The organism is Gordonia sp. CPCC 206044, assembly GCF_048537895.1.
In the GTDB taxonomy this organism is placed as follows: Bacteria; Actinomycetota; Actinomycetes; order Mycobacteriales; family Mycobacteriaceae; genus Gordonia.
In genome coordinates this window covers 51,481-70,607 of record NZ_JBCLVL010000011.1, presented here as the reverse complement: position 1 = coordinate 70,607, position 19,127 = coordinate 51,481, and the positions used below count along the sequence as shown (strand labels likewise).

The window sequence follows — 19,127 nt, the reverse complement described above, 5'->3', positions numbered from 1 at the left end:
TGGTATCGGGACAGACGTGAATGCCCTCGCGGCCGATGCCGGAGTGCTTGAGTGAATCCGCCCGAGGTTCGTGAGCACCTCGGTTGTGCTGCGTGGTAGATGATTCCGGCTTCGTCGAATCCGGGACGACACCCGCTTGGCGACCGACCGCTGGGGTTGTTCTGTTGGTGGCCAGGCCGTGTGTCACGGCAGGAGAGGAGTCGTTCACGTGGAGTTGGCACGATCGAGACCATGACCCAAACCAGGACCCCGATCAACCGTTACGAATCAGCAGCGGCCTGGCGAGAGGTCGATGACTATTTCTCCGACATCCTCACACCCGAAGATCCGGATCTCGTCGCCGCACGAGAGTCCGGCACCGACACCAGCATGCCCAATGCCGAGATAGCTCCGAATCAAGGGGCGTTGCTGGGCTTGCTCACACAGATCGCCGATGCGCACCGAGTGTTGGAGTTCGGCACGCTCGCCGGCTACTCGACGATCTGGTTCGCTCGCGCAGTCGGGCCTGACGGGCATGTCGTCACACTCGAACTGGAAGACGAGAACGCCCGCGTCGCGCGAGCAAACTTCGAGCGGGCAGGACTGGCAGATCGTATCGACGTGCTCGTCGGCCCCGCGACGCACTCGGCGCAGCAGCTCGTCGACGCCAATACGCAACCCTTCGACCTCGTCTTCATCGACGCGGACAAGCCGAATAATCCGACCTACCTCGACGCAGCGCTGAAACTCACCACACCTGGTGCGATCATCATCATCGACAACGTCGTGCGCAACGGCGCAGTGACACAACCGAATAGCGGCGACCCCAGGGTGGAAGGCGCGCGAGCGGTTACGCGCGACATCGCCGCGCACCCGGACCTTGACGCCACCGCAATCCAGACCGTCGGCATCAAAGGGTGGGACGGGCTCATCGTCGCGCGACGGCGCTGAGACCTTGGGCGACCCTCGTTAGCTGGCGGCTCGGGTCGGTCGACTGCGCCTGCTTGCACCACTCCGGCGAGTCGGGGCGCCGAGATATTTCCGGCACACCGAGTCCTCAAGAAGTTCGAATTGCGCGTTCGATTGCTGTCAGTATTCGGCTATGCCGCAATTGTGGATGCTGGAAGATCTCGAGCCCTGGCCTCACGCACCGGAGTCAGGCGACATCTGCTCGCCGAGCACATGCTGGGTTCACGCCGATGACACCGAGCTGCCCGCAGAGGTGTGTTGCACCGTCGCAGCGCGCGTGGAAGCGGTCCCCTTCGGTGACCGGATCGAACGGATCGCACATCTCGGGCAGGGATTCTCGACGGCGATCGGCCGCGGAGACGGCCCGACCGGCGAGGTCGAACTGACCGGATGTCTGTTCTGGGACCACTACCTATGGATCGACTATCAAACCGAACCGACGGGCAACCTACGAATCACCCGCTCCGGGTGCGTCGTTCAGCACGCAACACCCGGCCCACCAGACGGCTACGGCTGGTTCACGGTGACCTACGGCGGGCCCCTCGAATACCGAGCGGCCGCCCAACCAGTTGGTCAGGGTTACCACATCAGATGGAAAGCCCTCCGCGTCGACATCGTCACGGACGGCGGAACCCCGAGCATCCAACCTCCCGGTAGGGCGGACGCACCATGACGACACGTCTGCTGGGCGTCATCGTGGTCAGCTTGGTGAGTGCGGTGGTGGTCTCCGCGGTGGTTGCGTGGCCACTAATCACACTCTCCGAGTCACTGCACCTGGGATGCGAGGCCACCGGTATCGATGGACAGACGTCGTGGGTGTGTCCCGACGGTGTCGGCTACGCCGTGCCTATCGCAACGTTGGTCGTCGTTGTGACCACTGTTCTGGTGGTGGGCACGATCCGGGTTGTGGGGCACCCTCGGCGACCAGGCCCGGCGAATCGCTGTCGGTGTCCGCCTCACCAGGTTCGTGGCGGCGCTGTCAGTGGTGAGCGGGCTTGTCGTCACCGTGATAGGTGTTCCCGGGGTCAGCGCCGCCCACGGTCGCTGGCCTATCCTGTGGGGAGTTATCTGGTGTGCTGCATCCGTTCTCGCGCTCGTCTGTACCTATCGCGACGCTCGGCGATCGACGGCTGCATCCTGTGTCGCGTGCGCAGCAGTGGCTGTGGGCATCACCCCGTTGGCCGGATTGGCTGCGCCGTTGGCGGCCGCGCTCGCAGGCGCTCTTCTGATCGCTGCATCCCTGCAATGGCCAAATCGCCGGGCGTACAACGATACACGGGCGCATCGCTGAGCGGAAAGTCAGAACGGTGCGCCGCCCTCAGGAACGTGAAGGTCGCTCGCCGCCGCCACGCACCATCACGGATGACCACGTGGGTCTCTTGCTGTGCGTCCTGGCGATGGTTTCGCTTTGAGCCGAGCTGTTGGCTCCGCACTACCGGGTCTGCAACCAGCGCTGGTCATCTCGCCGCCATTGTGTGGGCACATCCTCGATATGGATGGCATCGAGATTGAGCCACCATGTCGCATCTGGGTCCCACCCGGCAAGGACTGCTGCTCCTCCGCGATCGTCGATGGGCACAGCGATGCCCGCGGTCTCGAGATAGCCCCATACGCTGACGTGCACGCCGTCGTAGTCCTCGGCCACCGCCGCCCAGTCGGGGATGAACCACCGGCGGTGCTCGCCGATGGCGCGGAACCAGTCCCAGCGTTTGGACTCAGTCACGTCCAGCGGATAGGTGGTGACCAGGCGCGCGAGATCGGTGGGTGAGGTGATCTCGTAGATCCGCGCGGCCGATCCGACGGTAACCGGCCACACCCGCGCTTCGTCACCGATCGAGCTGTCTTCTTCGGCGACAATCTGTAGCGCGCCAATGCTGCCAAGGGCTCGTGTGGTTTCGACACTGTGGCTGGGCATCGGTATCGACCACCACTCGCCGCTGACCCGTGAGTTCGCTCTGCGTAATGTGTCATTGCAGGCGTGCGCTTCTTCGGTGAGGGTGTGCGTGCGCCATTCGGCAAGCCCGGCGTCGTCGCTGCGGTGCGGCAGTGTGGACACCGGAAAGGTCTCGCCGGGGAACGCGGGATAGGCGAGGCGACGCTGAGAGTCGACGTCGACTGGCTGGCCCCACCACCGGATGTGCGGCGACTCCTACACAATACGCGCGACTGGACGCAGGGCGGCGACGATATCGGCTGCGGCATATACGACATCTTGATCGTCGGGCTGTTGCCAATACCGCGCATAGTCGGCGGTGAACGACAACGCGTCCAGCAGGGAGGGCTCGGACAAGTCAGCCACAAGTGCGGTGTCGACACCCGTGATCGCTTCTTGCGCATCGGCTGGCGAATAGGGGCGGTAGGTCCAGCGCGACGTCTGCTCGGTGACACAGCGGAATGCGACATGCGCGCAGAAGAATCGCCCACGTGGCGTCGCAAGTAGGCGGTCTGCGAAGTCTGACACACCACCGAATGTACCGCGGAATCGTCGGTCTGTTGACCCGCTCGGCGTCGTGCTCGGTACTGCTCACGGGAGACGTTGGTCAACTCCGCGTAATCTCTTCAGGCTTCAGGGATTTCGATGCCGAAGTTCTCGCGGGTGATTTGTTCGGGTTCTGGGCCGCCGCGGGTTCCGGTGTCGAGGGCATCGATGTCGGCGAGGTCTTGGGTGCTGAGTTCGAAGTCGAACACGTCGAAGTTCTCCGCGATGCGTGAGGGCGTCACTGATTTCGGGATCACCTGACGACCCTGCTGGAGGTGCCAGCGCAACATGACCTGTGCCGCTGTCTTGGCGTGGGAGTTGGCGATGCGGTTGATGGTGGGGTCTTCGAGTGTGGAGCCGTGGGCACCGTCGCGGTAGAACGTGATGCCTCCGATGGGGGACCAGGCCTGGGAGATGATGCCGTGCTCGTCGTCGGCTGCGAGCACCGAGGACTGTCGGAAGTAGGGATGGACCTCGATCTGGTTGACGGCGGGCACGATCGACGTGGCCTCGAGGAGTTGTCCGAGGTGATCGGACATGAAATTGCTGACGCCGATCGCTCGGACTTTACCGTCGGCGAGTAACTGCTCGAGGGCGCGGTAGGCGTCGATGGTGAGTGCGAACTCGCCGGGGAGAGCTTGATGCAGGATGAGTAGGTCGATCTGATCGACGCCGAGCTTGCCCGCGCCCTTGTCGAAGGCATGCAGCGTTGTGTCGTAGCCGTAGTCGGTGATCCAGATCTTGGTTTCGATGAAGACGTCGTCGCGGGCGATGCCGGAGTTGCGGATCGCGTCGCCGACTTCACGTTCGTTGCCGTAGGCGGCCGCGGTGTCGATGTGGCGATAGCCGGTCGACAGCGCCGTTTCGACAGCGGTGACGGTCTGCTGGGGTGGCGTCTGGTACACACCGAAACCCAGTTGAGGCATTGTGACTCCGTTGTTCAGTGTCAACTGCGGGATGCCCATGAGATGCCTTTCGTTGGTTGTTGATCAGGCAGGAGAAGTTCGCGGCCGGTGCTCAATAGGCCGCTGGCGACTCGGGCGTCGGAGGCGTCGACGTGGGTGACGCCGGAGCCGGCCATCGGGGCAACTGCGAGTCCCTGGCCGACGCCGATCAGCGCCATCGGAATCGACACACCGCCCAGGTATGTGCTGCCGACGCCGATACGACCGAGCCATGCCATACCAACCAGAGTGATCGCGATATCTGCTACAAGCAACAGTGAGTTTGAGGTTCGACTCCAGACCGCTCCCGATCAGGGACGATGAGACGTGTGACAGCGGTCAACTGCGTGGTCAGGGCACATCGAACCGCTCCGCCAATTCGGCCTGGCTCCAACGGCACTCGGCACGCAGCACCGGAAGGTGATTCGCGATCACTCGTGCATGCTGTCAGAGACCGGATTCCGCGTGACCGTGACGACCCAGACCAGAAGTGCGTTGGCCGTCCTCGGTCACACACCATCCAAATCGTCGACGACACCGAGATCAACCGCGGCGAGTCTTCGCAGTATTGCGGCGAGTTCGCCGCCCCGGGTGACCGGTAGGCGATTGGCTCGTGCGATCTCGTCGCAGGCCAGCGAGAACTCGATGGTCTCCAACGCGTGGACGCCCAGATTCCGCACGCGCTCATACAGTTGCCGTACTCGCGGGTGGTCCATCAGTTCGGTATCCAGCATGTGATCGGTGTCGCATTTGTGCTGATGCACAACATCATTGCGTGTGTCGCTGGGAGGCTGCCGCTGATTGGCCGCAGGGTCATCCCCGGGACCGGTGGGGTGCGCACCTGAACCGCTCTCGCGCGCAAGGTGCGTGATAGCTCGTGTCTCGACCTCGGACAGGGCCGCGAGGTTGCCCTTGTCGGTGCGGTTCGTGACGACGGCCGCCCCGAACAGCGCGGACATCTGCCCGTGAAACCGGGCCACGAGGTCGGAGGCTCGTGCGTTGCGACCGGGATTGCGCATGTGCACAAACGGTTCGGTCGCCACCCACACCGCCAGATAGGGGCTCAACCGGTGGAGCGGGATGGCACATACCGGTGCGCCGATGACGTCGGCCAGCGAACTCTGCGACCCGTCTGTCTGCAACGCGATCTCATGAAGGTCGCTCTGCTCGGCGATGAGGACAGCCCTCATCGTCACGCGGTGTGGTCAGGTCTCGCAGGTGCTCTGAAGGAGTGGTGAACAGACGAAAACGACTCTTCACCAGACCTTTCCATCAGTCGTCGTCCTGATCGACGGCAATGACCTGATCGATAGGGGTGACCTGGTCGACGAACACGAGGCCGCCGTCGTCGAGCGCGACCGCGAAACGCTGGGCGACGGCGGTGTGATCGCGGTCGATCACCACTTCCACGTTGTCGCTCGGGAGTGCGTCGCTGAAGTCTTCGACCACGACGCCCATGACCCGATCGCGGCCCGAGATCTCGACCCACACCCGCTCACCGGTGAAGCTCGTCACTGTCTGGCTGTCACCCTCGGCGGGATCAACAGTGTCTACGGGTGCATCGTGCGTGTCGCTGTCGTCGACCGATGTGGTGGACGTGGACGATCCTGCGTTGCTGTGGGGCATTCCGTGTGCTTCTCCGAACTGGTGTCGATCACCGCACGTATGGGTCAATGTCCGATTGCCTCAGTCTGTTTCGCACTTGCGTGCCGAGTCGTCTGTCATCGCACCATGACCTGCATCGTTGCGTGAGACGTTTCAAGTCATGCGAAATCCTGAGTTCAGGACAGCAAATCATAGGCACGCAGGTTTGGCAATCTGTGCGGTCCGCTTCATCTGCTTGGTCGGAAATGCGTGATTGGGGGACACCGCGCTGACGCTGTCGACGCGGTGATGGCCGGCTCCGGCGAGTTCGGGGAGCGTGTCGCGTCGCGTCGGGCGCCTGCGGATCGCGGCTCGCGTGATCCGGTCGACGATGCCGGCGCGAACGACGCTTGAAAAGCGTTTGCCGACGGCACCTCGCGCTTGTCGATGCCGAATGCAATCGCAGGGTGGATTTCGCGTGGAGGACTTTGTTAGCTTCGGGTGGCTATCCGTCGATAAATGACGCCGAAAAATAACAATGGAGGCGAAGTAGCAAATGCGACGAAGTGTTATCCGAGGAATTGTTGCCGGAGCTGCGGCGGTAGGTGCAGTAGGCCTGGTTGCCCCGGCGGTGGCCGGCGCGGCGCCCGTATCTCCGACGAACTGCGCCAAGGTTGCCACGCCTACCAGCGGAAATGGATGGGGAAACACGTTCACCGACGAGGCTGGGCAAGCGGGCAAGGTGACCGCGACCAACGTCGTGGACAAAGACGGTTCGTTGGAGTTCATGACGACGCCGGAAAAGCCCCGCGGAGCCTCCTATCATGCAGCAGGTCAACTTCCCTTGACCGATGTCGCGAAGAAGCCGTTGACATTTGAGAAGACCACCGGAAACGCCAACTGGCAAATACGTGTGACCGGCGCGAATGTGAATTCGTCTGACGGATTCGCGACGTTTGTCTGGTCTGCGCCGGACGCTGCCGGCAAGGAGAACGCCGCAGCGTCGAACCAGTGGTGGGCGACGCGCGATCTCCCCGGCATCCCGCGGGGCACCAACGCCACTCTCGAGAAGCTCACCGATGCGGCCAACAGTGAGAACCACAAGACCGTGGTCGACCACTACGGCATCTCCAGCCAGCCGAGTGGGAAGACCGGAAAGGTGAACGTCGACAACGTGTCCTTCAACGGCTGCACGACGAACTTCGCCGCGACCGGCGCCGCCGGAGCGTTCGGCTCGCTGGACTCACTCATTCCCTGATCTGCGTGACATCAGCGCCTGGGCCCACGACCGCGACGGTCGTGGGCCCAGGCCATTCAGGTCTCGCCCCGGTCGAACCCATGAGCGGTCGCCACGGACGTCAAACCGGCATCGCGGCCGTCGTCACACCGTCTGACGTCTGGCCCGCCACCACCGGACCAGGTACCAGCCTCCGGCCACGAGGACGAGCAGCACGGCACCGTTGAGCAGTACCGCGGCGCCGACGGTCGCGCCGGCGAAATACCCCACGAGCAGCACCGCGGTGACCCATGTGATCACGCCGATGAGATCCGCTGTGACGAATCGGGCGTGCCTCATGCGTGTCATGCCGGCGACCGGCGGGACCAGTGTCCGCACGTATCCGATCCAGCGACCGGTGATCACCGCCACCATGCCGTCGGAGTTGATCCGCCGCTCGGCACGTTCCCATCGCTGTTCGCCAAAGCGTCGGCCGGCCCGTGACGACTTCACCCGGCGTCCGGATCGGCGCCCGATCCAATATCCGGTGAGGTCACCGGCGAACCCACACACGCATGCCGCGACGACGAGTGCGGAGATCTCTGTCGGCCCCACCGCTGCCGCGACTCCGGCGGCGAGCAGGATCGCCTCGCTCGGCAGGATGAGTCCGAGCAGCAAGGTCGCCGTCTCACTGAAGACGACGGCGCACGAGATCAGGTACACGGCCCACGAGGGCACCGACTCGACCAGATCGACCAGCCAGTCTGCGATTGCGTGCACAGCGCGACTGTATGCCAGATGCTGGGCCGTCGGATCCCCAGGTCGCGACCGGTGCGGGGGCGATCACACTCGCGGACTGTATCCGGCCCGGTCGATCAAGGCATCCTGCGGCGGCGCGGTGACATGGTGGGTGACTGTGGACACGATGCTCGGCCCGCATCGGCGTGGCGCAGGTTTCGATCGCGCTTCACGAGGCAAGTCTTCGGAAGGCACTACGGTGAAACACGATCGGTTCGACACCGGTGTCGTCGTGATCATGGACGGCATCGATCCGCATCACCACGATGGCATGGTCGCCCGCCGATACCTCCTGGTCGACCGTCACGTCCATCCAGATTCCGCAACCGGCGACGAAGAGCGCTCCGGAGTCGTGGGTTTCGGTCGAGATGCCCGCGAAGCGGTCCCCGTTCTTGGTGGCGAGGACTCGGGCGGCCGTGTCGTGGTCCGCGCTGAGGACGCTGATGCCGAGGTGCGGCAGTTCCGCGAGACGCGGCCACGTCGTCGAAGATTTCTGTACGCAGACCGCCACCAACGGAGGATCGAGGGAGACAGGTACAAAGGTGCTGGCCACCATGCCGATTCGCTCGGCGCCGGTGTCTGCGCAGATCGCGATGACACCGGCCGGGATCTGGGCGAATGCACGCCGCAGCGCTATCTCGTCGAGGGACAGGGTGCTCATGAGGCCTCCGATCGGAGCGACGAACGGATCGTTGGCGCCCACCGTTCGACGTGGTCGAGGATCCGCGTGTCGGTGGTGTAGGTCGAATCGATCAGGTACAGACCCGCGGCCGGACAGGTGGCTCCGAGCTCGACGAGTACGGGTTTGAGTAGCAGTTCCGGCGCCAATGCGTGAGCCGGGCCGGCTCCGAGCATCAACGGCACAGCGGTGACGTCGCGCAGACCGTCACCGGTCGCGAACTGATCGAGAAACAGTTTGAGGATGCCGGTATAGGTGGCCTTGAAGGTCGGGCTGGCGAACACGACGAGATCTGACCCGGAAACGGTGTCCACGGCCGCGCGTACCTGGGCATCGCCCCAGCCGAGCAAACCAGGACCGAGCCCGATCACGTCGATCAGATGGTCCGGCTGTTCGCCGGTCAATGCGACGGCGAGTCGGGTGGCGGCGTCGAGAGTTCGTGAACCGGGCTTGGGGTTCCCGGCGACCACGGTTGTCCTCATGGAGGAAACCCTTTCTGTCGGAGACTGTTCGGTGTCGGGTGGCAACATCAGGCCGCTGATCGCGATGTCGTGCGTCGCCGCACCGCGCCGGAAAGAGCGACAGCGACGATCAGAGCGCCGCCGTAGAACAGTTGCTGGACGAAGCTGGCGGCGCCGAGCATCTGGAGCCCCACGACGCCGGCGACGAGGAAGTACACCGCGATGAGCGTGCCGAACGGGTTGAACCGTCCGGGAACGATGGCGGTGGCACCGAGGAAGGCCGCCGCAAAGGAGGGCAGCATGAATGACTGGCCCGACGACGGATCGGCCCCGCCGAGCATGCCGGCGTAGACGACGCCTGCCGCCGCAGCGATCAGGGCCGAGAAGACGAGCGAACCACCACGGACTCGATCGACGTGCAGGCCACTGAGGCGCGCGACCTCGGCGCCGCGTCCGACGAACAGCAGGCGTCGCCCGACCGGTGTGAAGGTGAACACCACCGCCATCACCACCACCAGCGCGAGTGCGTAGTAGAACTGCATGGACACGCCGAGGAACCGGGTGCCGATGGTGGCGTCGACGAGGGCATCGTCGATCCCGGTGACCGATGTCGAGCTCGAAATCCATTGCACCACTCCGAGTACCACGGTGCCGCTGCCGAGCGTGGCGATGAACGAGTCGATGCGCAGCTGCACGACGAGCACGGCATTGATCAACCCGACCAGGACCGAAACCAGTATGGCGACGATGATCGCTGCGGGGAGCGACCATCCCTGCTGCACGTTGAGGACTGCGATTGTCATCGCAGACAGCGACATCGTCGACACCGCGGACAGATCGAACTCGCCTGCGGTGAGTGGGACGATGAGCCCGAGCGCAAGGATGAGCAGTACGGCTTGGGAGCCCAGGACGTTCTGCAGATTGCCTGCCGTCGGGTAGATGTCCGGACGTAGCATGCTGAACACGACCACGACGGCGATCAGTGCCAGTACGAGCGCGTACTTCTCGAACACAGCACCCGCCGCGAACCGGTGCCGGGCACGGGGTTCTTCCGGGGCGGTGGGGATGTCGGTGGTGGATTTGCTGTCGATGGTGACGGACATCAGACATTCACTTCCTCTCGGGTCGCACCGAGGACGCTGTCGGAGATGTGATGTTTGGAGAGCAGTTCGCCCGACAACTCCGTGGCGACCTGGCCGTGTGCCATCACGATGACGCGGTCACACAGCACCGCCAACTGTTCGTAATCGGAACTCGCGACGAATATCCCGGCCCCCTGGGTGGCGGTATAGCGGAGAATATCGAAAATTCTTGCGCGGGCGCCGATGTCGACACCCTGGGTGGGTTCGGCGAGCAGGATCAACCGTGGATCGGTCTGTAACCATTTACCGATCAGCGCCTTCTGCTGGTTTCCACCGGACAGCGAACCATAGACAGCATGTGGATCACGCGGCCGCACATCGCACTGGTCGGCGATCCGAGCCGCGAGCGCACCGAGTGTCTTGGGGTTCACGAACCGACCGAGAATCGGGAGTGTGACGTTCTCGGCGACGGTGAGTTCTGGTGCGCTGCCGTCGACTTTGCGCTTCGGCGGCACATAGACGATCTTGGCCGCAAGGGCCTCGACTGGTGTGATCGATCGCAAATCCAGCGCGTCGCCACCCAGCTGCAATGCTCCTGCCGTGGCGCGTGAAGCGCCGTAGAGTGCGGGTAGCACATCGGCATAGCCGGATCCGGCTATGCCGGTGAGCCCGACGATCTCGCCGGGACGAACCGACAGGTCGAGAGTGTCGACGATGGCGGTCCGGAGCCCCGTTATCGCGGCGAGTGGCGGTTCGCCCTGATCTCGAACGCTGACCGGTCTCGGACGCTCCGCGGCGTCGATGCGTTCGCCCACGATGAGGTCGATCAGTGTGCTCGGTGTGAGATCGGCGGTGCGGTGGGTCCCTTGCGAGACGCCGTCGCGCAGCACAGTGACGCGGTCGGTGTGTTCGAGCACCTCGTCGAGATCATGCGACACGAACAGAACCGCTGCCGTACTGTCGCTGACGATCTCGCGGACCACGGAGAACAGCAGATCGGTTCCCTCGCGCGGGAGGAAGACGGTTGGTTCGTCGAGGACCAGCAGCGTCCGCCGATCACCGAGGTCCTGCACCGCACGCAGGATCGCGAGCAGAGCCCGGTCGGTCGCATCGAGTGACGAGACGAGCGCGTCCGGGTCGATGTCGAGCCCGTACTCGGCGAAGAGCTTGCGTGCGATCGCACGTTCGCGACGCCACGAGATCCACGGACGTGAGGCGGCGATGGTCGAGCCCACGCACAGGTTCTCGAGCACCGTCAGGTCGGGCACCAACGCCAGATCCTGATGCACGAAGCTGATCCCGATCTCGCGGAAGCCGCCCGATGAAATCGGCAGTGACACATCACGGCCTCGAACCTGCAGTGCGGCACCCGGATCGGGTTCATGAAAACCTGCGAGCACCTTGATGAGCGTGGACTTCCCCGAGCCGTTCTCACCGAGCAGCCCGTGGACCTCGCCGGCATGCACCGTGAGTCCGACATCCTTCAGGACGGTGTTGACGCCGAACGTCTTCGAGAGTCCGACGATGTTGACGATCGGATCAGGCGGCGCCACTGGTGCCCCACAGTGCCTCGTAGCCGGTGACATAGGCAGTGCCGTAACCCTTGTCGGGCTGCGGCGGGGTGCCGGTCTGGTCGATGTTCTCTTCCGTGATGAGCTTGAGGGGTGTTTGTTCGGCGCCATTCGGGACGGGGGGAAGTCCCAGCAGCATCCGCCCGGCCTGATCCATCGTCGCCCAGGCGAGCCACGGGATCGACTCGCCCACATTCATCGTGATCATCTTGTCGTCCTGCTGGAGCTTGAGCACCGCGGGGGTGCCGTTCACCGACGAGATCTCGACCTGGCCGCTCTTTCCGGCCGCCTTGACGCCGGCCTGCGCGTAGATCGACATCGAGTCATAGATGGGGAGGATGAAGTCGATGGAGGGATCGGCGGATAACGCCGACTGCACTTCTGGCTGGATCTTGGTCGCCCAATCGGCGACAGGTACATTGACCACTTTCGACTTGCAGTCGGGGCAGTACTTTGCCATTTCGTCCTGCATCGCCGCCACCTCGGCCTTCGCCGGTGGTACCTCGTCGGAGGTGATGATCAGCGCATTGCCCTTGCCCTCGGTCTGGGTGATCATCCAGTCCACAGTGAGCCGATTGGCTTCTGCCAGTGGGGCATCGGTATATGCGTCGATCAACCCGCGCAGATCTTCCGGAAGTGACTCTCCTCGTAAGATCGTGTGGGTCAACAACACCGGGATCCCCGCAGCATCGGCCTTGCGGAGCGCTGGTTTGATCAGGGAGCCATCGATCCCCTGGGACAGGATGATGAGATCGGCTCGCTGGTTCACCGCCTGCTCGATGCCGGTGGACCACTGGGCGGGCTCGCCCTGGTTGGTGTATTCGATCCAAGTCGCGCCATAACGTTCGGCAATCTTCTTCGATTCGTCGTCCACGGCAACGTTATAAGGGTTCTCGCTGTTCGTCGGAATCGTGAAGATCGTCTTGCCGGCGATGTCCTTCATCGGGAACGGTGCAGCGTCGAGGGTGAACGTCGGGTCGTCGCGGAACTTTGCCAGCTGGGATTCGGCGTACTCGATCCCGGCTGAGGCATCGGCGCCGGACGCGCCGCCCGAACCGGTACTGCTGCAGGCGGATAGCCCGACAACTGCGGTGAGGCCCAATGCGGTGACAGCGACGCGCCAGGACAGAGGTGATGCCATGGATTCTCCTGAGGAAAATGTTCGGTTCGTGATGGTGGGGACCAAGGCGACGCTGCCGGGTCGGGTGACCATGTGCCGTGACTGCGCGATGGCCGAAGAGCTGTGACTTCGAATGTATCGGTCGTGTATTGCGAACGGAGCCGTTGGTGGGTCGTTTGTGTTAACTACCGTCCCGGTGTGATCTGCTGGTGAGGTCTGCAAGGTAGGAACGCACCCGGTCAAGTGGCCACACTTCCGCCATCTTCTGTTGCATGTCGAACAGATTCGACTGATGAATGGACGAATCACGGTCTCCCACTGCATCTTCGACGACAATTGGGATGAATCCGTGCTGCATCGCGTCCAGCGTTGTCGCACGCACACACCCGCTGGTCGACAGGCCGCCGATCAACAGGGTGTCCGCGCGAAGTGAGGTCAGGTGTGAGCTCAACGAGGTCCCGAAGAATGCGCTGGGGTACTTTTTCGTGATCAGCATCTCGTCCTCGTTCGGCGTCAGTCCCTCGATGAGTTCGCCATGGGGACTTCCTTCGCAGAACGCGGCCAGTGTCCCGGACTTCTTGAAGAACACCCCGGCGTCTGCGCCGTCGGCTCGGAGCCGGACCTCGGTGACGACGACCGGGACTCCGGCGGATCTCGCTGTGGCCAACAGGTCTCGCATCGCATCGACGCGGTCCTCGACTCCGGCGTAGAGGGGGCAGCCCGGATCGATGTAGGCCCGTGCCGGGTCCACCAAGACCACCGCCGGCCGATCGCCGGGGCGGAGCTCCTGTCCGAAGCCTGCGCGCGCGTAATCGGCTGCCTGGGCGGCGCGCTCCACGAAGGTGGTGGGGTCGGGTGTCATGCGGATTCCTTCATCTTGGTCAGGGATTCGGTGGGGATCTCGAACGGTGACAGCACCGGTCGTTGGCGTGGAAATGCCAGGCACACAGCTATTCCCAGGGCGGCGATGCCGGTCAGCGCGAATCCCGCGATGCGGAGGTCGTCGACGAAGGGGCTCAGCTCGGAGTGCGGGGACGCGGCCGACACAGTCGTGGGCACGATGGCCAAGACGAGTGCCGTGCTGAAAAGGTTGCCGACATTCTGCAGCGTGGATCTCATTCCGTTGGCGATGCCTCGCCGTTCGGTGGGTACGGCGAGCATCAGGGCGCTGGTACTCGGTGTCATGAACAAGCCGATGCCGCATCCGGTCACGAACAGGAACACCGAGGTTGCGAGGAGGCGATGATCGTCGACCGACAGGGTGAGGGTAACGCCCAAGAGTCCGATCACGTTGAGTGCCATCCCGATTGCCGACAGCGTCCGTGGTGTCCGGCGCGCGACCAGGATCCCGGCCGTGGACGCGGCCACGACGGTGCCCACCGCGACGGGGGTGACCAGGAGTCCCGCCGTGAACGGCGATGCGCCGGTCACGGCCTGGCCGAACAGCGAGATGATCAATGCGACTGCGTAGGTGGCGACCGCGTTGATCAATGCCGCGACGAGGATGAGTCCGATTCCTCGGTTTCGGAACAGCGACACGTCGACCAACGGATGCGCGCGGCGCACCTGCACAGTGACGAAGATCGTCGCGATCACCACGGCCAATCCTCCGCAGCCCCAATACTGCCAGGTGCTCGGCATCAGTCCTGGGGTCAGAGCCAGGACTGTCACGGTGAGCAGTGCTGTGGAAAGCGTCGCGCCGACGATGTCGAAAGGCTCGCGCCTGCCGATCGATCGGGGTGTTCGAGGAATCACCCACAGCGACGTGACCGTGGCGACGGCGGCCAGGACGAACACCGCCATGAACAGACCGCGCCATCCCATCAGAGCGGTTGTGGCACCACCGATCACGGGGCCGATGATCTGGGCGACGGCGGCGACGGTGGCGTTCCACCCCAGCGCTCGGCCCAACGATCGGGCAGGAAAGGCGTCGGTGAGCAGCGACGTGTTGTTGGTGACGATCGCTGCGGCGCCGACGCCCTGGAGGAGGCGGGCGGCGATGAGCAACTCCGCGGATGGGCACACGGCACAGAACGCGGTCGCGGCGGTGAACACCATGAGGCCGCCGATATACAGCGGACGGCGCCCGATGATGTCGGAGAGCCGACCGAACACCAGGATCAGAGCCGTGGTGACCACCATGTACCCGACGAGAATCCACGTGGACTGCGCGGCCGAGGCGCCGAGGTCGCGGGACAGCGTGGGCAGGGCGACGGTGAGGCCGCTCATGCTCACGAAGACCGCGATGACGCCGACACTGGTCGCTGTGAAGAGCCGCCAGGGATGCGGGTGGACTCGGGAGTGGTGCGGCAGGACCGCGCTATCCATGAGCCCGTTGCTCGTGATGCTCAGTCAGGTTCTGCAGGTGCTGCGCGATATTGACGATCGTGGCGTCGGACCATGGTCTGCCGACCAACTGCACGCCGAGTGGCAAGCCGCCCGAGAAGCCTGCCGGCGCCATCAGAGCGGGCAGGCCGAGATGATCGAAGATGCCTGTGTTGCGCCCGACCAGGGGCTGCATCGGATGACGTGCATCGTCGACTTCGAGGGTCAGGTCATCGAGGCGCGGTGCCGTGCCGCCCGGTCCGGGGGTCACCAGCACATCGACGCCGGCGCGATCAAAGGCATCCAGGGTGGTGCGCAGCGCGTGCGGGCGGCGACGAAGGGCACGTAGATAATCGACCGCGGTGGGTACCCGTCCTCGGGAGATGCGCACTTGTGTACCGATGTCGAACCGATCGAACACGGCCGCGGCACCTTCTTGATTCGAGGCGAGCTCACTCGTCAGCAGCAGACCGAACTCGTCGTGCAGCAGGCCGACGTCGGGGATGTCGACGGTGACCGGTTGAGCCCCGAGCCGACATAGATCGTCGACGGCGGTGCGCCAGGCGCGGAGGACCTCGGCGTCACAGAACTCGGTGAACCAGGCCGTCGGAACCCCGATGCGGAGCCCGCGTAGCGGAGTGACCGACCCGGACGAATCCGGCCGGATCGGTCGTTCGAAGAATGTCGAGGCGTGATCGTCAATCGCTGCGGCGGAATCGACTCCATCGGGTCCGGCGATGACCCGCAGGATCGCTGCCAGGTCGGCGGCGCAACGAGCCATCGGACCGACGTGGTCGAGGGACCACGACAGGGATGAAACCCCGGTACGCGGGACCAACCCGTAAGTGGGCTTGATCCCGGTGAGGTTGCAGAACGCGCTGGGCACTCGGATCGAGCCGCCCGTGTCGGTGCCGATCGCCATCGGGACGAGTCCTGCGGCGAGAGCACCCGCAGATCCGGTGGAGGAGCCGCCCGTCCAGCGGCTCCGATCCCACGGATTGGTGACCGCTCCGTAGCGCGCATTGTGTGGTGCGCCGCACGCGAATTCGGTGGTGGCGGTGATCAGCGACGGGATCGCGCCGGCAGCGCGTAGCCGAGCGACCACGGTCGCATCCTTGGCGGCGACGCGGTCGCCGGTGGTGAGTGAACCGGCCGTGACTGCGGCGCCCGCCACATCGACGATGTCCTTCACTCCGACGTAAATGCCCTCCAGCGGGCGCGCCGAACCTTCGCGCCATCGCCGATCGGATTCGCGCGCAGCCTCGTCGACCGATTCGACGATGGCCAGAATCGAACCACCGACGATCTCCGGATCGGTCCACCGCGTACGAAGGGCAGCCAGGACCTGCGTCGGACGCGTGCGTCCGTCGGCATACGCCGCCAGGAGATCCACGATGCCGAGCTCGTGGAGAGGACGCTCGGATCGTGGAGATCGCGCCGGGCTCGGGAGCGGAAGGGCGGTGGGAACACTCGCCGCGAGGAACGCGGAGAAGTCGGTGGGTTCGGTGCCGAAGGTGTCCGGTGCTGCGTCGAGCGGATGCAACCGCGACGACGCCAGGGGACCGGCCATGTCGTCGCGGGCCTGCGGGAGGAGTTCGTCGGCACTCGCCGCCGCCGCTGCGGTCAGGTCGGGATAGTCGGTCGTCGTCACCGGGCGGCCTCGGCGGTGACGAACGGATGCGGATCGGACGACTCGAGGGGCTTGCGGCCGGTCTTGCGCGGCACCGGCCGCAGCGTGCCGTCCGTGAGGCGGGCGAGGAGGCCGATGACATCGGCCCTGTGGTCACGCCCGAGTGGAAAGGCGGCCCGTGTCGCGGCGACGCGGTCGAGATCGAGGACGAAACGAAGTGTCGCCCCTGGCATGTGGGCGGGAGCCTGCGCGACGATCTCGCCGTCGGGTGCGACGACGCAGGACAGGCCGAAATAGTCGACGGTGGCGCCGTTGAGGGTTTCCGGTCCGGCGCGGTTGGCCGCCACGATCCACATCTGGGATTCCAGGGCGCGTGTCTGGAGTTCGGCGAGGAACAGATCCTCCCTGCTGCCGAGCGAGGACACGATGGCGAGCATCACCTCGGCGCCGAGACCTCGTGCCACGGCCCAATATTCGGGAAAGCTGCGGTCGTAACAGATGACACATCCCAAACGAGTTCCGGACACGTCGGCGGTGGCGGGTGTCGGTCCCGGCGAGAAATGGTACTTCTCGTCGATATCGATACCGCTGACCATGTTGGCGGGGATCGACAACTTTCGGTAGGCGGGTACGGCATCGCCGGCGGGGGTGTTCCAGAACACGAGCTCGCCGGTCGAGTCGATCATGACCACGGAGTTGTACGGGACGTCGTGAGGGGTGCGTTCGTATGTTCCGAAAGCGATGGCGCACTGGAGTTCTCGGGCGAGTTCTCCGAACATTTCGGTCGCGGTGCCAGGAATCGTCTGCGCCCAGCCGCTGCGGTCGGTGTCGTGGCTGGTGCAGAAGTACGGTGTGGTGATCAGTTCGGGCAGGACGACGAGATCGGGTGTCTGCCCGAACTCGTCGGGGGTGGCGGCCGCGCGGACCTGGGAGCAGAGCCCGGACAGGTTGGCGGCGATGTCCTCGGTCATCTGACCGGTCTGGACGATCGCCACATCGAGCGTATGCGATGACGAGGGGGTCGAGTGCACTGGAACCTCCGTGGAGCGGATGATGGGCGACGCCGAGCGTCGCCCATCACCCGGGAACTGGTGCCGTTCAGGCGGCTTCGGTCTGGACGGATTCGCGGCTCTTCATCAACGGCTGAATCCGGGTGCCGAACTTCTCGATGCCTTCGACGAAGTCGTCGAACGTGAGCATGATGCCCTTGATCCCGTCGAGGGCCGCGATCTCATCGAGCATCCCGGCGACCGTCTCGTACGAACCGACCAGGGTGCCCATGTTGAAGTTCACCGCACCTTCGGGCAACGAGATGGTCTTCGCGGTCGAGCTGTCGTCGGCGGAGGAGTCGGTCGCCGATTGGTCGGCCATGTAACCGAGTGCAGCGAGGTCGGCGTGATCGTGATAGTCCTTCCACTTCGCCTGTGCCGCTTCGTCTGTCTCGTCCGCGATGATCATGAACAAAGCCATCGCGCCGACATCACGACCAGCGGTGTTCGCGGCGGCGACGAGAGTGTCGGTCGCCTCCGAGATCGCCGTGGGGGTGTTGATCCCACTGCCCATGATGAAGTTGAAGTCGGCCATCTCGGAGGCGAACTTCATGCCGTTCTTGGACTGGCCGGCCGCGACGATGGGGACGGCTCCGGCCGCCGGCTGCGGCGACAACACGCAGTCTTCCATCGTGTAGTGCTTGCCCTTGAAATCGCTGACGCCGTTTGCCCACAGCTCGCGCATCACCGATACGTACTCGGTCGCCTGCTCATAGCGGTAGCCGAAATACTCTTCGCCGGGCCAGAGCCCCATCTGTGTGTATTCGTTTGGTGCCCAGCCGGTCACGATGTTGACACCGAAACGTCCGGGCGCGATGGAGTCGACCGTAGACGCCATGCGGGCCACGATCGCCGGCGGCAGGGTGAGGATCGGGGTAGAGGCGAACAGCTTGATACGTTCGGTCACCGCAGCGAGCCCGGCCATCAGGGTGAACGATTCGAGGTTGTGGTCCCAGAACTCGGTCTCACCGCCGAAACCGCGGAGCTTGATCATCGACAGGGCGAAATCGAGGCCGTGGTGCTCGGCCTTCTGCACGATCTCTTTGTTGAGTTCGAAGGACGGCATGTACTGCGGAGCGCTCTTGGAGATGAGCCAGCCGTTGTTGCCGATGGGGATGAAGACGCCGATTTCCATATCGCTCCTGGTGCTGGGTGATTCGTCGATTCGGAGTAGCCGTGGTCGTCGACCGGCCATCAGCCATGACTTCGAATGTATTCAGGAGTCTTTGCGGGTCTGTGGC

At 64.3% G+C, this 19,127-nt stretch carries 20 protein-coding genes; 3 read left to right on the top strand and 17 right to left on the bottom strand.

Going from position 1 to position 19,127, the window contains the following annotated elements:
- Positions 1-231: 231 nt before the first annotated feature.
- Both AAFP35_RS17840 and AAFP35_RS17835 read left to right on the top strand, forming a co-directional pair.
- Entirely contained in the window at positions 232-930 is a 699-nt protein-coding gene (locus AAFP35_RS17840) for an O-methyltransferase (protein WP_419222980.1), read from the top strand.
- Between the two features lie 151 nt (positions 931-1,081).
- On the top strand, positions 1,082-1,621 hold the full coding sequence (locus AAFP35_RS17835) for a hypothetical protein (protein WP_419222979.1): 540 nt from the start codon (positions 1,082-1,084) through the stop codon (positions 1,619-1,621).
- A gap of 759 nt (positions 1,622-2,380) precedes the next feature.
- Here AAFP35_RS17835 and AAFP35_RS17830 read toward each other — a convergent pair.
- From AAFP35_RS17830 to AAFP35_RS17805, 6 genes are all read right to left on the bottom strand, one after another.
- The gene (locus tag AAFP35_RS17830) at positions 2,381-3,004 is read right to left on the bottom strand and encodes a hypothetical protein (RefSeq protein ID WP_419222978.1); all 624 of its coding nucleotides are present in this window, start codon (positions 3,002-3,004) and stop codon (positions 2,381-2,383) included.
- 93 nt (positions 3,005-3,097) lie between these two features.
- The gene (locus AAFP35_RS17825; protein ID WP_419222977.1) at positions 3,098-3,409 is read right to left on the bottom strand and encodes a hypothetical protein; all 312 of its coding nucleotides are present in this window, start codon (positions 3,407-3,409) and stop codon (positions 3,098-3,100) included.
- Positions 3,410-3,507: 98 nt separating this feature from the next.
- Positions 3,508-4,392: an aldo/keto reductase gene (locus AAFP35_RS17820; protein ID WP_419222976.1), complete on the bottom strand. Its 885-nt coding sequence runs from the start codon at positions 4,390-4,392 to the stop codon at positions 3,508-3,510.
- On the bottom strand, positions 4,374-4,610 hold the full coding sequence (locus AAFP35_RS17815; protein WP_419222975.1) for a hypothetical protein: 237 nt from the start codon (positions 4,608-4,610) through the stop codon (positions 4,374-4,376). Before AAFP35_RS17815 ends, AAFP35_RS17820 begins: the two co-directional genes overlap by 19 nt.
- Positions 4,611-4,880: 270 nt before the next feature.
- Positions 4,881-5,561, bottom strand: a complete 681-nt coding sequence (locus AAFP35_RS17810) for a hypothetical protein (protein ID WP_419222974.1) — start codon at positions 5,559-5,561, stop codon at positions 4,881-4,883.
- An 82-nt stretch (positions 5,562-5,643) separates the two neighbouring features.
- Entirely contained in the window at positions 5,644-5,886 is a 243-nt protein-coding gene (locus tag AAFP35_RS17805; protein ID WP_419222973.1) for a hypothetical protein, read from the bottom strand.
- 625 nt (positions 5,887-6,511) lie between these two features.
- Between AAFP35_RS17805 and AAFP35_RS17800 the strand changes: the two genes are divergently transcribed.
- The gene (locus AAFP35_RS17800) at positions 6,512-7,213 is read left to right on the top strand and encodes a hypothetical protein (protein ID WP_419222972.1); all 702 of its coding nucleotides are present in this window, start codon (positions 6,512-6,514) and stop codon (positions 7,211-7,213) included.
- A 123-nt stretch (positions 7,214-7,336) separates the two neighbouring features.
- Here AAFP35_RS17800 and AAFP35_RS17795 read toward each other — a convergent pair whose 3' ends face one another.
- The 11 genes from AAFP35_RS17795 to rutA form a co-directional block, all read right to left on the bottom strand.
- Positions 7,337-7,951: a DedA family protein gene (locus AAFP35_RS17795; RefSeq protein ID WP_419222971.1), complete on the bottom strand. Its 615-nt coding sequence runs from the start codon at positions 7,949-7,951 to the stop codon at positions 7,337-7,339.
- 187 nt (positions 7,952-8,138) lie between these two features.
- Positions 8,139-8,630, bottom strand: a complete 492-nt coding sequence (locus AAFP35_RS17790) for a flavin reductase family protein (RefSeq protein ID WP_419222970.1) — start codon at positions 8,628-8,630, stop codon at positions 8,139-8,141.
- Positions 8,627-9,130, bottom strand: a complete 504-nt coding sequence (locus tag AAFP35_RS17785) for an NADPH-dependent FMN reductase (protein ID WP_419222969.1) — start codon at positions 9,128-9,130, stop codon at positions 8,627-8,629. The genes AAFP35_RS17790 and AAFP35_RS17785 overlap by 4 nt, the downstream gene beginning before the upstream one ends.
- Before the next feature lie 47 nt (positions 9,131-9,177).
- On the bottom strand, positions 9,178-10,212 hold the full coding sequence (locus AAFP35_RS17780; protein WP_419222968.1) for an ABC transporter permease: 1,035 nt from the start codon (positions 10,210-10,212) through the stop codon (positions 9,178-9,180).
- The gene (locus AAFP35_RS17775) at positions 10,212-11,744 is read right to left on the bottom strand and encodes a sugar ABC transporter ATP-binding protein (RefSeq protein WP_419222967.1); all 1,533 of its coding nucleotides are present in this window, start codon (positions 11,742-11,744) and stop codon (positions 10,212-10,214) included. Before AAFP35_RS17775 ends, AAFP35_RS17780 begins: the two co-directional genes overlap by 1 nt.
- Positions 11,731-12,903 (bottom strand): sugar ABC transporter substrate-binding protein, encoded by a 1,173-nt coding sequence (locus AAFP35_RS17770; protein ID WP_419222966.1) that lies wholly within the window; start codon positions 12,901-12,903, stop codon positions 11,731-11,733. The genes AAFP35_RS17775 and AAFP35_RS17770 overlap by 14 nt, the downstream gene beginning before the upstream one ends.
- 160 nt (positions 12,904-13,063) lie before the next feature.
- Positions 13,064-13,744, bottom strand: a complete 681-nt coding sequence (locus AAFP35_RS17765; RefSeq protein ID WP_419222965.1) for an isochorismatase family protein — start codon at positions 13,742-13,744, stop codon at positions 13,064-13,066.
- Positions 13,741-15,210 (bottom strand): MFS transporter, encoded by a 1,470-nt coding sequence (locus AAFP35_RS17760; protein ID WP_419222964.1) that lies wholly within the window; start codon positions 15,208-15,210, stop codon positions 13,741-13,743. Before AAFP35_RS17760 ends, AAFP35_RS17765 begins: the two co-directional genes overlap by 4 nt.
- Positions 15,203-16,858 carry an amidase gene (locus tag AAFP35_RS17755; protein ID WP_419222963.1) on the bottom strand — a complete coding sequence of 552 codons (1,656 nt, stop codon included), beginning with the start codon at positions 16,856-16,858 and terminating at the stop codon, positions 15,203-15,205. Before AAFP35_RS17755 ends, AAFP35_RS17760 begins: the two co-directional genes overlap by 8 nt.
- Complete coding sequence (locus tag AAFP35_RS17750) at positions 16,855-17,832, bottom strand: carbon-nitrogen hydrolase family protein (RefSeq protein WP_419222962.1); 978 nt, start codon at positions 17,830-17,832, stop codon at positions 16,855-16,857. Before AAFP35_RS17750 ends, AAFP35_RS17755 begins: the two co-directional genes overlap by 4 nt.
- 103 nt (positions 17,833-17,935) lie before the next feature.
- Positions 17,936-19,021: a pyrimidine utilization protein A gene (rutA, locus tag AAFP35_RS17745; protein ID WP_419222961.1), complete on the bottom strand. Its 1,086-nt coding sequence runs from the start codon at positions 19,019-19,021 to the stop codon at positions 17,936-17,938.
- Positions 19,022-19,127 lie beyond the last annotated feature (106 nt).

Coding starts and splice junctions, on each gene's coding strand:
- AAFP35_RS17810 (WP_419222974.1), bottom strand. CDS start 5,561: ATGAGGGCTGTCCTCATCGCCGAGCAGAGCGACCTTCATGAGATCGCG.
- AAFP35_RS17765 (WP_419222965.1), bottom strand. CDS start 13,744: ATGACACCCGACCCCACCACCTTCGTGGAGCGCGCCGCCCAGGCAGCC.
- AAFP35_RS17820 (WP_419222976.1), bottom strand. CDS start 4,392: ATGGGCATCCCGCAGTTGACACTGAACAACGGAGTCACAATGCCTCAA.
- AAFP35_RS17770 (WP_419222966.1), bottom strand. CDS start 12,903: ATGGCATCACCTCTGTCCTGGCGCGTCGCTGTCACCGCATTGGGCCTC.
- AAFP35_RS17815 (WP_419222975.1), bottom strand. CDS start 4,610: ATGGCATGGCTCGGTCGTATCGGCGTCGGCAGCACATACCTGGGCGGT.
- AAFP35_RS17800 (WP_419222972.1), top strand. CDS start 6,512: ATGCGACGAAGTGTTATCCGAGGAATTGTTGCCGGAGCTGCGGCGGTA.
- AAFP35_RS17840 (WP_419222980.1), top strand. CDS start 232: ATGACCCAAACCAGGACCCCGATCAACCGTTACGAATCAGCAGCGGCC.
- AAFP35_RS17785 (WP_419222969.1), bottom strand. CDS start 9,130: ATGAGGACAACCGTGGTCGCCGGGAACCCCAAGCCCGGTTCACGAACT.
- AAFP35_RS17790 (WP_419222970.1), bottom strand. CDS start 8,630: ATGAGCACCCTGTCCCTCGACGAGATAGCGCTGCGGCGTGCATTCGCC.
- AAFP35_RS17760 (WP_419222964.1), bottom strand. CDS start 15,210: ATGGATAGCGCGGTCCTGCCGCACCACTCCCGAGTCCACCCGCATCCC.
- rutA (WP_419222961.1), bottom strand. CDS start 19,021: ATGGAAATCGGCGTCTTCATCCCCATCGGCAACAACGGCTGGCTCATC.
- AAFP35_RS17835 (WP_419222979.1), top strand. CDS start 1,082: ATGCCGCAATTGTGGATGCTGGAAGATCTCGAGCCCTGGCCTCACGCA.
- AAFP35_RS17780 (WP_419222968.1), bottom strand. CDS start 10,212: ATGTCCGTCACCATCGACAGCAAATCCACCACCGACATCCCCACCGCC.